Source organism: Aliamphritea ceti (genome assembly GCF_024347215.1).
Classification (GTDB): domain Bacteria; phylum Pseudomonadota; class Gammaproteobacteria; order Pseudomonadales; family Balneatricaceae; genus Amphritea; species Amphritea ceti.
The window spans coordinates 3199834-3214556 of record NZ_AP025282.1 but is presented as its reverse complement, the minus strand read 5'-3'; the positions used below and the strand labels follow the sequence as shown (position 1 = coordinate 3214556).

General features: G+C 48.0%; 11 protein-coding genes. 4 read left to right on the top strand and 7 right to left on the bottom strand.

Translation table 11 applies throughout. The features are described from left to right. Nucleotides 1–133: 133 nt before the first annotated feature. A complete protein-coding gene (locus OCU49_RS14710; protein ID WP_261841319.1) occupies nt 134–1255 on the top strand; it encodes a mandelate racemase/muconate lactonizing enzyme family protein in 1122 nt (373 codons plus the stop codon). A gap of 101 nt (nt 1256–1356) precedes the next feature. On the opposite strand, the gene OCU49_RS14705 is transcribed toward OCU49_RS14710, so the two are convergent. Further along, entirely contained in the window at nt 1357–1827 is a 471-nt protein-coding gene (locus OCU49_RS14705) for a nucleoside triphosphate pyrophosphohydrolase family protein (protein WP_261841318.1), read from the bottom strand. Between the two features lie 194 nt (nt 1828–2021). On the opposite strand from OCU49_RS14705, the gene OCU49_RS14700 reads away from it, so the two are divergent. Beyond that, a complete protein-coding gene (locus OCU49_RS14700; RefSeq protein ID WP_261841317.1) occupies nt 2022–2750 on the top strand; it encodes a PhzF family phenazine biosynthesis protein in 729 nt (242 codons plus the stop codon). Between the two features lie 546 nt (nt 2751–3296). Here the strand turns inward: OCU49_RS14700 and OCU49_RS14695 are convergent. The 6 genes from OCU49_RS14695 to bhcA form a co-directional block, all read right to left on the bottom strand. Then, entirely contained in the window at nt 3297–4007 is a 711-nt protein-coding gene (locus OCU49_RS14695; RefSeq protein ID WP_261841316.1) for a DsbA family protein, read from the bottom strand. A 119-nt stretch (nt 4008–4126) separates the two neighbouring features. Continuing rightward, on the bottom strand, nt 4127–5002 hold the full coding sequence (locus OCU49_RS14690) for an isocitrate lyase/PEP mutase family protein (protein ID WP_261841315.1): 876 nt from the start codon (nt 5000–5002) through the stop codon (nt 4127–4129). Between the two features lie 208 nt (nt 5003–5210). Further along, nucleotides 5211–6197, bottom strand: coding sequence for an iminosuccinate reductase BhcD (gene bhcD, locus OCU49_RS14685; protein ID WP_261841314.1), 987 nt, complete (start codon nt 6195–6197; stop codon nt 5211–5213). Between the two features lie 72 nt (nt 6198–6269). Beyond that, nucleotides 6270–7442, bottom strand: a complete 1173-nt coding sequence (bhcC, locus tag OCU49_RS14680; RefSeq protein WP_261841313.1) for a 3-hydroxy-D-aspartate aldolase BhcC — start codon at nt 7440–7442, stop codon at nt 6270–6272. A gap of 116 nt (nt 7443–7558) precedes the next feature. After that, a complete protein-coding gene (gene bhcB / locus OCU49_RS14675; RefSeq protein ID WP_261841312.1) occupies nt 7559–8521 on the bottom strand; it encodes a beta-hydroxyaspartate dehydratase BhcB in 963 nt (320 codons plus the stop codon). Between the two features lie 49 nt (nt 8522–8570). Further along, entirely contained in the window at nt 8571–9740 is a 1170-nt protein-coding gene (bhcA, locus tag OCU49_RS14670) for an L-aspartate--glyoxylate aminotransferase BhcA (protein ID WP_261841311.1), read from the bottom strand. 302 nt (nt 9741–10042) lie between these two features. Here bhcA and OCU49_RS14665 point away from each other — a divergent pair, with 302 nt between their 5' ends. Both OCU49_RS14665 and OCU49_RS14660 read left to right on the top strand, forming a co-directional pair. Further along, the gene (locus tag OCU49_RS14665; protein WP_261841310.1) at nt 10043–10816 is read left to right on the top strand and encodes an IclR family transcriptional regulator; all 774 of its coding nucleotides are present in this window, start codon (nt 10043–10045) and stop codon (nt 10814–10816) included. A gap of 434 nt (nt 10817–11250) precedes the next feature. Continuing rightward, the gene (locus OCU49_RS14660; protein ID WP_261841309.1) at nt 11251–14178 is read left to right on the top strand and encodes a helix-turn-helix domain-containing protein; all 2928 of its coding nucleotides are present in this window, start codon (nt 11251–11253) and stop codon (nt 14176–14178) included. Nucleotides 14179–14723: the final 545 nt, after the last annotated feature.

Here is a 14723-nt window from a genome sequence, read left to right as displayed (position 1 = left end):
TTGTTAGTTTTTATTGTTGTAAAGGATTGGTAATCTTCTTCGCTTTTGTGAGAGTAACGGATATCGGGGCTAGGCTATAAATGTACACCCGGGTTTAAAAATCTAACCGCAAAATTACAACAAGAAGATTGCCATGAAGATTTCCAGTATTGATGTGTTTCAGAAGGATTTACCCTATTCCGGAGGTGTGTACCGATTATCCGGTGGACGGGAGTTCAGCAGTTTCGATGCAACTTTTGTACGTATTACCACCGATACCGGACTGGAAGGCTGGGGTGAAAGTACGCCGTTTGGCGCCACTTATATAGCGGCTCATGCACTTGGAGTTCGGGCGGGGATTGCCGAAATAGCACCTCAGCTGATAGGTCTGGATCCGCGGCATGTTGATCGTATTAACGATGCGATGGATGCGGCGCTTGTTGGGCATAATCATGCTAAGACCGCTTTAGATGTTGCCTGCTGGGATATTTTCGGCAAAGCCACAGGCATGCCTGTCTGTGATTTGTTGGGTGGTCGTACCGCTGTAGCTATGCCTATTATCTCTTCTATTTATGCTGGTAATCCTGAAGATATGCGCAGCAGGATTGCTGCACACCGTGAGCAGGGTTATCGCAGCCATTCCATCAAAATAGGTGCTTCAGAGGCTGAAGGTGGACCGGCATTGGATGCTGCACGAATTGCGGCTTCGCTGGCGGATCGTAAGCCCGGAGAATACTTTCTGGTGGATGCCAATGGTGGCATGACTGTAGAGCATGCATTGCGGATGATACGTCAGTTGCCTGCCGGTTTGGATATTGTGTTGGAAGCGCCCTGTGCAACGATACGCGAATGTCAGTCATTACGTGCCCGCTGTGATTTACCGATTATCTGGGATGAACTAGCGTTGGATGAGTCTTCAATTACGCAGATTGTCGCTAACGATCTGGCTGATGGCATAGGCCTGAAGATCTCCAAGAATGGTGGTCTCACCCGGGGGCGCAGGCAGAGGGATATCTGTACAGCTGCTGGCCTTACTTTAAGTGTTCAGGAAACTACCGGTTCAGATATTGCATTTGCGGCAATAGTACACCTTGGCCAAACAGTTCAGCCAGGCTTGCTTCGCTCAGTATTAGAGTGTCGTGACATGGTGAGTCTGACAACAGCAGACGGTAACTTTGAGGTTAAAGACGGTTTGGTAATGGCGCCAGCTGAGCCGGGCCTGGGAATCACACCGCGGTTAGATGTGCTGGGTGAGCCGGTTGCCAGCTATAGCTAAAAACTAGCGGGTATTGCCGAACAGTGGATACTGTTCGGCGGCTTCTTCATACTTAAAGAGCCGCTTCACAGCAGCTTAAAAAGATAGTCTGGATAAACGGCTTAAACAAACTCTGGCTCATGCCAGTTGATGCACTTGAGGAATTTATGTGCCGGGTAGAACTTACCGTCTTTACCTGTCTGGCCTTCAGCTGATTTGATGAATGCTTTTGGCAGCTCGCCACCACTGTACACCTTAAGGCCGACTTCTTCGCTGTAGTAAGCAAGCGTCTGATCCACTTCTTCCTGTGTTTTACATAGCTTGGATAAGTTGCTTGCCTGTACTGTCGCCATGTCTTTATCTGCATCAATACCTAATACATGGGCCATACCATAAGTGGTTACCAGTACATCAGCGATGGCATCACGGACTTCGCTGATATCATGATTTTCGATACCTTCTACCAATTCAGCAAGTTCCTCTTTGATCAGATGTAGCTGCTTGGCAGCTTTTTGCCAGTCAGGGTTGGACTTGTCGCCCAGAACATTGCCGAAAACTGAATTAAGGAAAGATACGTCGCTGAAGTTACTCATAGAGATTCGCCTGAAATAAATAATCTGATTGCTGCCTGCCGGGGCTTACTGTACAAATTAGTAACAGTTATTTGGCAGTTGGATGAATTTGATCAATGGCTAAGGAAAAATTTAGGCCATGACCGAGTCATAAATTCAGCGCAACATAATGGCGTTATTGAAGGTTCAGCGCAACAGCTTTGCAGGAGGTGGGTATGCAATTCAGAGTATTTGGTGGTTCGGCGGAGCAGAGTGGTAATCTGATGGCACTGACAAAGCGGCCGGAGAACTCTGTCGCTGCCGATATACCGGTGACCGTTATGTCAGAGGATTCCACACAGGCAGATATTCGTTTGCGTTTTTTTTATCCGGGCTCAAAAGAGGCTCCTCTGTGCGGACATGCATTGCTGGGTGCTGTTCAGGCTTTACAGATAAATGAAGGGCGGGTGGAAACCGGTGCGGGTATTCTCCAGGTACGTTGTGACGGTGAGATGGCTGAAGTTAATCTTGGTTCACGGGTAACTGTAAATGAGGACCTTGAAGGTTTCTCTGCCTGCTGGTTGGGTCTGATGCCGGGCAATATTCATTTAGAGGGAATTCACAGTGCCGGTAAAGCCAAACTGTGTATCTGGGTGGATTGTTTGCAGGCACTGAATGCCGCAGAGTTTAATTTACCGGCGTTGGCTGAATGGAATCAGGGCCGGGATTTCAGCGGCTACGTGCTGTATACCGAGCATGAAGGGCAGTTTTATGCCCGGGCAACCAACCCGTTATTCAATATGCCGGAAGATTCCGCCTGCGGCGTGTGTTGCTCAGCTTTACCGCTGTCTATAGGCACAGAAGGTTGCAATATAGTGATGGGATTTCCTAACTATCAAAACCGTATTTATCTGAATTGTTGCGCCGGTGATATTTGGGTAGGAGGCCGGGTTGCCCCAGCTTGATGTGAATTTCGGACCCTGGCTCAGAGCACCGTATTGTCATTAGTCGCAGAGTCAGGAATTGCCTGAATAACATCCCAGTGTTCAACAATCATGTTGTTTTTAACCCGGAAAATATCAACGACTGCTCCGCTATTGGGGCCAGACTATGATTAGTTTTTGATGTGTAGCTTTTAATGCAGAGCTACTAAATTACCTTCCGCAATGACTCTGTTAATCTCACCGAAAGGCTTACTGCCAGCTTCCGGCTCTGGAAAGCTTTTGAGCAAATTTACCAGTGCCAGCTTACCGTCAGCAACATTCGGATTATGCTGGATATAGACATCCCCAATGTACTGATCAATCTTCTCCGGTTAATTCTCAAACAGGATGTCGGTATAGAAGTCGACCACCAGTTGTTTGTTCGCCTCCAGTTGTTCATCAGCATGTAGCTTAAATGGTAGCGCTTGCTGGCTAGTCTTGTTGCCAAACGCATTGTTAATAATCGTTTTATCGAACAGTTCCTTTTTAAAGCGTTAGGACTGAATGACTTGCTATAAGTGAGCTGTTTTAAATGAGTTGCTTTAAATAATCGGCAAACGCTGTTGGCTGGCCATAAAAAGGCTGGTGGTTGAGCGCTTTGAAACTTGATTCTGTATTCGGGGTCAGTCCAGCGGGCTGACAATTTTGTAAGTGAGTGCTGCTTTCAAGCACAAATGCCGGAAAGCCCATCAGGTTGAAGCGGTGCATTTTCTCACGGCTATCATCAATTACTGTGTTGATCTGTTTATGGGCAATGATCAGGCTGTCATTAAAGACCTCTTGATCGAGTTGTAGCTTTTTTGCCTGTTGCAGTAAAACCGTTTCAGCAGTGATATCCAGCCCTGAAATATAATGTGCCTGTTGCAGGCTGTGCAGCATCGCAAGGCCTCTTCCTGCGACATATTCAGCGGCTATTATTGCCGCTGATGGCGGGGTAGAGTCCAAAATTCTGCGTGTATCCAGTAACAGTTCTTGCTTATAGGTATCGCTGAATATCTGTCCGGTGATGTCTGCTATACGGGCGTCATGAGAAGTGGCCATTGCCCGGAACTGCGAGGAGATTTGAAGGCGGTTATGGTTACTGAACATGCCGCCCGGATGCAGGCGTATTTGCAGGGGAGTGTCGGTTTCGGCGAAGTCGTTTTGCAGTAATTTGATCTGATGCAGCAAAGGTGCTGCGCCGTAGCACCAGCCACAGAAAGGATCGAAAAAATAATGCAGGGTATAAGAGTTGATCAAAGTAGTGCCGTCAGTATTAGAGTATATAGGTTTACTCTAATACTGACGGCGCATTGAATATAGCACCCTGACTGCAACAGATTGTTGCATGATTCGACAAAGTGATTTGGTATAGGGTTTTATCCTGCTGGTGTTACGTAGTCGCGGATGAGTGCTTCATAGTGCGACTGGCGGGAGTATTCCCGGATAAGCGTTTTAGCGGCGGCATCTGTGTGCTGCAGTTTTGCTTCAGGGTTATGGCGGCTGTGTAATGCCTGTAATGAATGGTAGGTCGCCCGGACAGCTGCTTCATAGGCGAGATGACCTTGCAGACGGATCCTTACTTTATTATCTGCCAGAGCCTGTTGGCTGCCTAAATCAGTGTCACCATAGGAAATCAGCATAAGTGGCAGGTGCGTATTAGCGGCCACCTGCTCGAGGATATCTTTATCTGTGAGGCCAAAAATACACAGACCATCGATACCCGTTGCGGTATAGGCAATCACTCTTTTCAGCAGAGATTCGACCGACTGGCCAGGTAATGCATGAGTCCGGGCAAAGATGGCAAACTCCGGGTCCCGGCGGGTTTTTAAAGCGGCTTTAAGTTTGCTGCAGGCTTCATCAACCGAGATTAACTGTTGTGGCGAACCGTTATAGCCGTGAGGCAGTACAGTATCTTCCAGAGTGACCAGTGACGCACATGCATATTCCAGTGCTTCAATGGTACGTACAACATTCAGTGCGTTGCCATAACCGTTGTCGCCATCGACGATGACTGGCAGGTCAGAGGCACGACAAACCCTGCGGGCCTGTTCGACCAGTTCGCTGAGTGTCAGCTGGCAAATATCCGGTACACCAAGCGTCATTAAAGATGTTACGGAACCGCCTAATATGCCGGTTTTAAAGCCGATATCATCAGCCATACGGGCGGACATCGGATCAAAGACTGACGCGCAGGGTACGCATTGGTGATTTTCCAGCAGGGCACGCATGCGGGTTCTGGCGGTCTTTTTCATAGTCTTTGCTCCTTGTTGTATCAGGGGGAAGGAAGAAACACCCCTCCGGCGAAGGAAGGGGTGTTTGGGCTACCTGTTCAGGCAGCAAGGGCATCGCTGTGTATTCCGGCCTGAGGGGAGGCTCTTTTCAATGACTAATAATGTTTGTCGTCGATCGGAGATGCCTTAAATACAGCGATATACCGGAAGCAGAAGCCGTGATTTCTGCTTACAGTTCGGTCCAGTCGGCTTGATTCTGTGCGATAGCCAGTTCGGCGGCAGCGGAAGCGACAGCCAGGTCCTGCAGGCCTACGCCTGTACCATCAAACAGGGTAATTTCATTATCTGAACGTCGGCCCGGGTGGGTTGCGTTAATGACTTCACCGATGGGTGTAATATCGCTGGCACTCAGGCTAGCATTGCCAACTGCGTGCTGGGCTTCACCAATGCTGATTGATTGTTCAATCTCATCAGTGAAGACACTGGCGGCAACCAGCAATTCAGGATCGACCTCCTGTTTACCTTTAGTGTCAGTCCCCATGCAGGCGATGTGCGTGCCGGGTTTGATCCAGTCTTTCATCAGCAAAGGTTCAAACGCAGAAGTAATGGTGATGATGACATCTGCCTGAGCCCCCAGTTCTTCGCGGCTGACTGCTTCAAATGGCAGGCCAAGTTCATCACAAACTGCTTGCAGGCGTGGCAGGTATTCCGGATGCGGATTCCAGGCAACAACTTTCTCAAAGTTACGTTGTTCAACTGCTGCACGCAGTTGGAAGGTTGACTGGTGGCCGGCGCCGACCATACCTAATACCTTGGCATCTTTACGGGCCAGGTGAGCAATAGACACAGCTGAGGAGGCAGCAGTACGTACGGCTGTCAGATAATTACCGCCAACCAGTGCTTTAAGTTTGCCTGTGTCTGGGTCAAACAGGATGACGGTGGACTGGTGATTAGTCAGACCGTTCGCCGCGTTGCCTGGCCAGTAGCCGCCAGACTTTACGCCCAGTACCTGACCGGCACGGTCGAAGCCAGACTTGAAACCGTATAATGCATCAGCGTGGCCAATAGCTTCGCGAACAACTGGGAAGTTGTATGCATCTTTCTTTGCCATGGCAGCAAAAATGTCTTCGACGGCGGTGAAGGCTTCCGGGCGGCCAACTATGGCTTCGCATACCGCTTCGGAAACAATGGCTACGCCTTTGTTCTGAGTAGTCATTAAGTGACTCCTTGCAGGTGTTGTGTGCCGGATGTATCCGGCACAGCTGGTAGTTAAGTTCGGTTTTGCGAATTAAAATGCTTTACCGCGGGCAGATACCGGCCACAGGGTTTCAACCTTGCCGTTGCGTACACCTACATACCAGTCATGTACGTTACAGGTTGGGTCACAGTGACCCGGTACCAGCTTAAGTTTCTGGTTTACTTTCAGTACACCTTCCGGGTCGGCAATTACACCGTGTTCATCGGAGCATTTAACGTATTCAACATCAGTGCGACCGAAGATATATGGCAGGCCGCTGTCTACTGACTGAGCTTTCAGGCCTGCGTCACAGATGGCTTTATCTGTTTTTGCGTGACTCATAACAGAGGTCAGAATGAAGAGTGAGTTTTCAAATTCGGAGATACGCTTGCCGTTTTCATCGTGGATTGTCTGGTAGTCCGCATCCATAAAGGCATAAGAACCGCACTGCAGTTCGTTGAATACACCTGAGTTGCCTTCGAAATAGTAAGAACCTGTTCCGCCACCACCAACGATGTCGCATTCAAGGCCTTCGGCTTTAAGCAATTGGATAGAGCGGGCAACCATGTCTACTGCAATATCGATTTTTTCTTTACGTTCGGTGTAGCTTTGCATGTGTTGCATCGCACCCTGATATGCCTGAATACCGGCGAATTTAAGACCTGGTGCAGCGGCGATAGCTTTTGCCAGTTCAACCACAGGAGCACCGGCTGCAACACCACAGCGTCCGGCACCACAGTCAATCTCAACCAGGCATTCAAGTTCGGTGCCGTGGGTCTGGGTGGCAGCGGACAGTTCGGCCACGTTGTCTATGTCATCGACACAGCAAATTGTGCGGGCACCAAGCTTAGGTAGCTGCACCATACGGTCGATTTTAGCCGGGTCACGTACCTGGTTTGATACCAGTACGTCGCGAATACCGCCGCGGGCAAACACTTCTGCTTCTGATACCTTTTGGCAGCAAACACCACAGCTGTCACCCAACTGTTCCTGTAAGAGGGCGATATCAACTGATTTGTGCATTTTGCCGTGCACCCGGTGCCGTACGCCCATTTCTTTGGCGTACTGGCCCATAGTACGGATGTTCTTTTCCAGGGCGTCGAGGTCAACGACGAGGCAAGGGGTCTGAATATCTGTTTCATTCATGCCGATAGCAGCCGGAATGTCATAGCCTACTTCCATTGCCAGGGGCGGGGTTTGCGATAAATTAGTCTGTGCTGTCATGGGGTTCTCCAAATATTTAAACCTTGCCCGCAGTACTCCCGGCGAGTGAGAGGCGCGCCGAATTGCAGAGACTGCCTGGGTTAAGGTTTCAGATCATTGCTGTGTTTATGTAATTTTTATTGCCAGGGCAGTTTGTCCAGATCGACATTGCCGCCAGTGATAATCACGCCGACACGTTTGCCCCGGAACACTTCCGGATTCTTCAGGATGGTTGCCAGCGGAACGGCGCTGCTGGGTTCCATAACAATCTTCATGCGCTTCCATATCAGCTTCATTGCATCAACGATTTCTTCTTCTGTTGCTGTCAGAATGTCGGTGACGTGATTGCTGACGAAATGCCAGGTGAGATCCTTTAGCGGAACTTTTAAGCCGTCTGCGACTGTTTCCGGCGCATCATCAGCGATGATGTATCCAGCACGAAAAGAACGCGCAGCATCATCAGCGTTAAGGGGTTCAGCTGCGTAGATCTTTACTTCAGGCGCTACATTAGAAAGTGTCAGGCAGGTGCCGGAGATCATACCGCCACCGCCGATTGGTGCGATAACTGCATCCAGATTGTCTACTTGGGTTAGCAGTTCCCGTGAGCAGGTTGCCTGACCGGCAATTACCCGTGGATCGTTATATGGATGGATAAAATCAGCACCGGATTCCGCTACCATGTCTGCAAATACTGCTTCACGGGAACTGGTGGATGGCTCGCACTCAACAATTTTTCCGCCGTAGCCGATTACCGCATCTTTTTTTGCCTGCGGCGCTGTACGTGGCATGACGACTGAGACAGGAATACCGCGCTGACCTGCTGCATAGGAAAGCGACAGGGCGTGGTTACCGGAAGAGTGAGTTGCCACGCCTGTTGCTGCCTGTTCTTCACTCAGGCCGAAGACTGCATTACAGGCGCCACGGACTTTAAAAGCTCCGGCTTTCTGAAAGTTTTCACACTTGAAGAACAGTTCCGCACCGGTCAGTTCATTTATAAAACGTGATGTCAGTACCGGTGTTTCGTGGATGTAAGGTTTAATACGCTCGTGAGCGATCTTTACATCGTCATAGGTCGGTATGATCATTGTTTGTTCAGACATGATTTACCTCTTATCTGCTGTTTTTAAGGCGTCGTGTAAGGCTTGTTTGTTAAGCAGCGGTCTGGCGGAAATATTCCTGCGCAGCACGTACACCGCTGCCCAGTTCAATTGGGTAATCCAGATCAGCCATGGCCATTTCGATGGTAGCCAGACCTGACAGCACCATGACATCGGTGAGTGAACCCAGATGGCCGATACGGAATGCTTTACCGTTCATCTCGCCAAGGCCTATTCCGAAGGAAACGCCGTACTTGCTGAAGGCATGTTCAGTTAAGCGGTTACTGTCGAAACCTTCCGGTACGTAGATGGCGCTTACTGTGTTGGAATTCAGATCAGGTGAGTTAGCGCACAACTTCAGTCCCCAGGCCGATACCGCCTGCCGTACACCTTCAGCTAAACGGTGATGACGGGCGTAAACCTGCTCAAGGCCCTCTTCAAACAACATGTTGAGGCTTTCTTTCAGGCCGTAGATGAGTTGCAGCGGAGGTGTATAAGGGAAGCCGCCGGTTGCGTTAGCTGTCATCATGTCGCGGAAGTCAAAAAATGTCCGTGGAAGGGTGGCTGTTTCCATAGCTGACAGTGCTTTCTGACTTACTCCCAGAATCGCCATACCAGTTGCCAGCATGAAGCCTTTCTGGGAGCCGGAAACGGCAATGTCTACACCCCATGCATCCATCTCGAAGGGTACTGATGCCAGTGAACTTACGCAGTCAACGAACATCATGGCCGGATGGCCAGCGTTATCCATTGCCTGACGAACAGCGGCAATGTCACTTAATACGCCAGTGGCTGTTTCGTTATGGGTAACCAGAACCGCTTTAATATCCTGCGGATGATTAGCCTTCAGTATTGCTTCGAACTGCTCCGCCGGTGCACCGCTGCCCCAGCTGCATTCGATAATCTGCACTTCTAAACCATGACGCTGACACAGGTCGATCCAACGGTGAGAGAACATGCCATAGCGGGCAATCAGTACCTTGTCACCGGGGGAGAGGGTGTTGCAGATTGCTGCTTCCCAACCACCTGTACCACTGGCAGGAAAAGTAATGATTTCGCCACTGTCTGTACCGAACACTTTTTTACAGTCACGCAGAACGGGGGCAAAAGTTTCCACAAAGTCAGGAGCGCGGTGATCGCGGCTTTGGATATGCATTGCGTTGCGTAACCGGTCCGGGATATTGGTCGGTCCGGGAATAAAAATGGGATTCTGATCTGCCATGATTGCTCTGCCTAAAGTTGATAGTTGGACCCTGCGCCTGATTTAGGGTTGCGCTGGCCAGTTACTATTTAACTTATGGGTCAGGTTTATATATCGCAATATGCAAAAGTTTCATAATATGAGAATAATCAGTTTTTAGACATAAATAAATATAAGTATTTGATTATTAAGTATTAAGTTTTTATAAGTTAATTTTCATAATACGAAACGCGAAACTAGTGTGTTGTATTGTGAAAGTATCTGCTGCATTATGAAATTGTTTCCCATTGCAATTATGTTCAAGACGTTCGGAGTGTGGTCAGATGTCTCAAGAAAAAACTAAGGAAAAGCCGGAAGCACGTATTCAGGTAATAGATCGTGCTGCGACATTACTGGATTCTATTTCCCGTTATTCGAAGCCAGTGAAACTTAAGGTGCTGAGCGCCGATACTGGACTGCATCCGTCAACGGCTCACCGGATTTTACATTCGCTGATCGATAACCGTTTTGTAGAACGTAATGGCAGTGGTGAATACCGTCTTGGTCAACGGTTATTACAGTTAAGTAACCGTTTGCATACGGACATCGATTTACGTGCTGTTGCACTGCCTTTTATGGAGAAGTTACGGGACAAAACCGGTGAAACCGTTAACCTGACGATTCGTGAAGGTGATGTTGTTATTTATTTTGAAAAAGTAACGCCGAACCGCATGATGCATGTACAGCAGATTATTGGCAGTAGGGCGCCTCTGCATGTGACGGGTGTAGGCAAGTTGATGCTGGGATCCGGGGGGGAAGACGAGATTGCAAATTATGCTCAGCGAACTAATTTACCTGCTTATACCCGGAATACATTTTCATCGTTAACAGCCTTGACGGACGAGTGTCTGAAAAGTGCTGCCCAGGGTTATGCATTGGATAACGAGGAAGCTGAAATCGATGTCGGGTGTATTGGTGTGTTGCTATACGATCGTACTGGTAACATCACAGCAGGCTTGTCTGTTTCTGCGCCTATCGACCGGCGTAAAGATGCCTGGATTGAAGATCTGCAGGCCGCAGGTAAAGCTATTTCTGCTCAACTTGGTTATGAAAGCTGATCATTATCGTAGTTTTTTAAGGAAAAACTGTAATATTTAGTACACATGCTGTTGGAATCAACAGGTGTTTTGCCTGCTATTGTCAGGTATATTTTGTGTTTCGGGATTCGATTGTTTTTTGTATGGCTAGCGTTTGAATTCAAACGTTTCTGTGGGGACAGTCGGCGGCATCTGGCATCGAATCCTTCATATTTAAGGTATCTGTCTGCGTATAAGCAAAGTTATATGCTGAGTGTTAACTATCTTAAAGCTCTGACTGTTCTCCCGTATGTGACATACATATTAGAATAATAAAGTGTTTCATCCGCTGAATATTGTTGATCAAAGTCTGAAGAACGGCTTGTTTCTGCATTGGTTGATGACCATTTTCTGTTTAAAAATCTGACCCGTTCAGACGTTGTTTAACAGGGTATACCTGGTTCAGGATTTGATGCATGGCAAAACAAAAAGACAGACAGATTTTTATTGATGGCGCACGTCTGAAACGTTTACGACGGGAAAATGGTCTGAGTCAGGAAGCTCTGGCAGACGCCTGTGAGCGGCAACATCTGAGAATTTCTATTGCTACGATTAAACGTGCTGAAACGAATAAAGCCGTTACTTTGCGTACATTGCATAATCTTGCGCAGTTTTTCTCAGTTCCCAGTGATGAATTGTTATTGCACAAAGAGCAGCACGATTTAGCAGAAGGCATGGCGCTGCTGCAGAATCGCCTGAGTGTGGTTGCTGTCATCAAGGTGACGGATATCCGGCAGAAAGTGGATATTCAACTGCAACTTGATGAATTAGCACCGTTGTTTGTAAAGCAGCACGGGGCATATGTTATTGCCGCGTTCAGTCAGTATGCTTCTTATCCTGATAGTGCCTCGGCCGGTAATACCCGGGCGCATATTTTGTTCCTGTTACATAAGATGTTCACCGAACAGTCTGTATCACTCCTCTCGCCAAGTTTTTGTCTGATGACGCTGATGCAATTAGAGCACGATGGCATTAGCTATAAGCTATCGAACAGTGAGATAAGCCGGTTACTTGATTATGCGTTGAATGTGCCACCAAATACTGTTGTGGTGGGCGATCAGTTGAAGTTTCTCTATGACCTGCAGTTTGATTTCTCACCATTACAGCCGAATCAGTCGGGCTGGTGGGTAATTGATGGTCCGACCCGAAATGATGAACGGCAGATACCTTTGTATGGCCGTGATAAAGAACTCATCCGCTTGCAGCAACAGTTTGATGTCAGTCTTAAAGATCAGAAACTTACGCTTAATTGCCTTGCCGGGGACTCCGGTATGGGCAAAACACGCATGCTTGATGAGATGTCAGCTCATGCCGAGAGCCTTGGGATGCAGGTGATTCGATTTGATGCAGAACAGCATGAGACTGACTGGCGGGTATTACTGACTTCCCGACTGGAACACTGGCAACCCGAGACGCTTACTGAAGATACTGATGTCTTAGCAGCTACACTGGAAAATATGCCGGACGGTTTGGCAATACTGATCGATAATATCCATGTTTGTGTATCGGATGCGCTGGATCAGTTAGCAGAACTGAGTGAAGTTCTCCGTGGTTTTCCGGTGGTTGCGGTTATCAGCAGTACTTTTCGCTATTCAGACCGGGTGATCCGGATTTTGAATCCTGATTCGTTTATCGCTTTATCGCGTTTAACCCTAGCCGAATGTGAAAAGCTGGCGGGTCATTTTAAACATCATTCCCGCGAATGGCTGCAGCAGAGTATTGCCCGTTCAAATGGTGTGCCGTTTTATCTGAATCTGTTGCTCGAGCAGGTTGATCCTGAAAGCCAGCAAATGCCAGGTTCTATCCAACTGGTGCTGGAGGAGCAACTGTTTAGTCTGAGCTTTGGTGAACAACAGGCTATGCAGTATTTAGCACTGGCAGGTGTTTCTTTGCCTCCTGATGTTTTGTATATCCTGGCGGGACGCTCAGATTTGAAGACATTGCGGCAATCGCAGTTAGTCAGAGCTACAAGTGATGGGCAGTTGGAAATTGCCAACCGGCTGATCAGGGAGCTGGTTGTTGCAAGTCTTAAGGATGAGGATAAACCTGAGTTACATAATCAGCTGGCTGCCGAAGTGGAAAGGGCAATGTTGGACGGTAAGCTGTCTGAACAAACGCCTGCTCGTGATCGTTTACGTATGGAGTGGTTATACCGGCAGTTTAAGTCAGCGGAAAATTACTTCAGAGCGGTTATTTATCAGGCGCGTTATGCGAACCTGCTGATTGCCGCAGACAGTTACAGTGAAGCAGAAGCGCAATTACTGGAAGCACGTGATTTATTGGAAATTGCTGCTCAGCCGAAACACTGTACAAAAGGTAAATATACGCCTGAACAGTGTCAGGATATTAAACTGGATGTGCTGTTTTATTTAGCTAACGTTTATAAAATGCGTTATGGCTGGTATTCACCGGTTATCAATGATGTATATGCTGAAATTCTTGAGCTTTGTGACAGTACCAAGAGTTATCACCGCAAGGTAAACGGCTTGTTCAGGATATGGACGATTGCACTGATGCGTCTGGATATTCCTGAAGCAATTGGTTATGCCCAGGAAGCGTTGCAGCTATCGGAGCAGTTGGAAGATAGCGCCTGTAAAATGCAGGCACTGACTGCGCTTGGTAATACCTGCTTCTGGGCGGGAAGGGCTGAAGAGGCTTTTCGACATTCGGCACTGGCATTAGAGCAGTATGATCCGAGTATGCTTGAGTCAGCACTGGAGATAGAAGGGCAAGATCCGCGAATGATTGCCTGGTGCTTTAAGTGCCTGAGTGCATTGCAGTTACAGGATGAGCAGGCCGAAGTTTATCTTCAGGATATGATTAATACCAGCCGTGAAGTAGGGCACATGTTTAGCCTGGCTATTGCTTTGCAGGCTGGGGCCTGGTTTTACTGGAAACAACGGGATCTCAGTAAAACCCTGGAGTATGCAACTGAGCTTGAAACCTTGACGGAGGAGAATTCGTTTCCGTTTTATCAGGGTATTGCCGCTTTATTTAAAGGCTGGGCGGAGTATCAGCTGAATCCTGATGAGCAGCATATCATGACCATTGCGACGGGCTATCAACGCTGGTTATCCAGTACCGGATTCAGATTGACGCAGTCTCTTTATGCAGCGCTTATTGGTGATGTACTGATTAGTAACGGACAGGTAGACGAAGCTTTAAATGTACTGGAAGAAGCTATTGGCGTGGCTGAACAACAAGGTACGAATTGTTATTTGCCAGAGCTGTATTATCTGATGTCGCGTACTGTGGCAGATAACTCATTTGTTGCCTCGGAATGGATACAAAAAGCCCGTTTGCACTTCTCCTGCACACCGCAACAGCAAAGTCTGTTCAACTAAATCAAGCCGCCGGTTTAAGCCTGTTGATGCTGGCGGTTTTATTCATACAGTAAGTACTTCTCAAGAAAGCAGTTATATTGTCTGAATTGGTTAAAAAATGATCAATTATGCTGTTTGATACTTTTTAGCACCTGTAACTGATACCAAGATGATACTTTTTAAATTTCACGTTTTGCTAGAATTATTTGTACGGAGAGATCATTGCAGCGGTCGATAAAGGAGCGCGTCAGGATGACAATGCGCAGATGACATGGAAGCTGGTCGAAGCTACAGGAATTAATTGCAAAGGAACTGAAAAGTTCACGGATGAGCGCTGCATCAGGATGTATGCATGAATGGATCTGGGGGACGGAGTCACCCATTCATGGACGATCAGGACAATTAGCCTCTGTTAGGATGAGGCGCTCATGGAATTAGTTCAGGGATGAGAGGCTTTAAGGATAAAGTCACCTCAGGGACGGGAGCTTCGTTATGGATGATTTGTACGGGGTGGTGTGGGCGCATACCACCCCGTAAATCTTCACTTCAGTTTTGATCCCTTCATT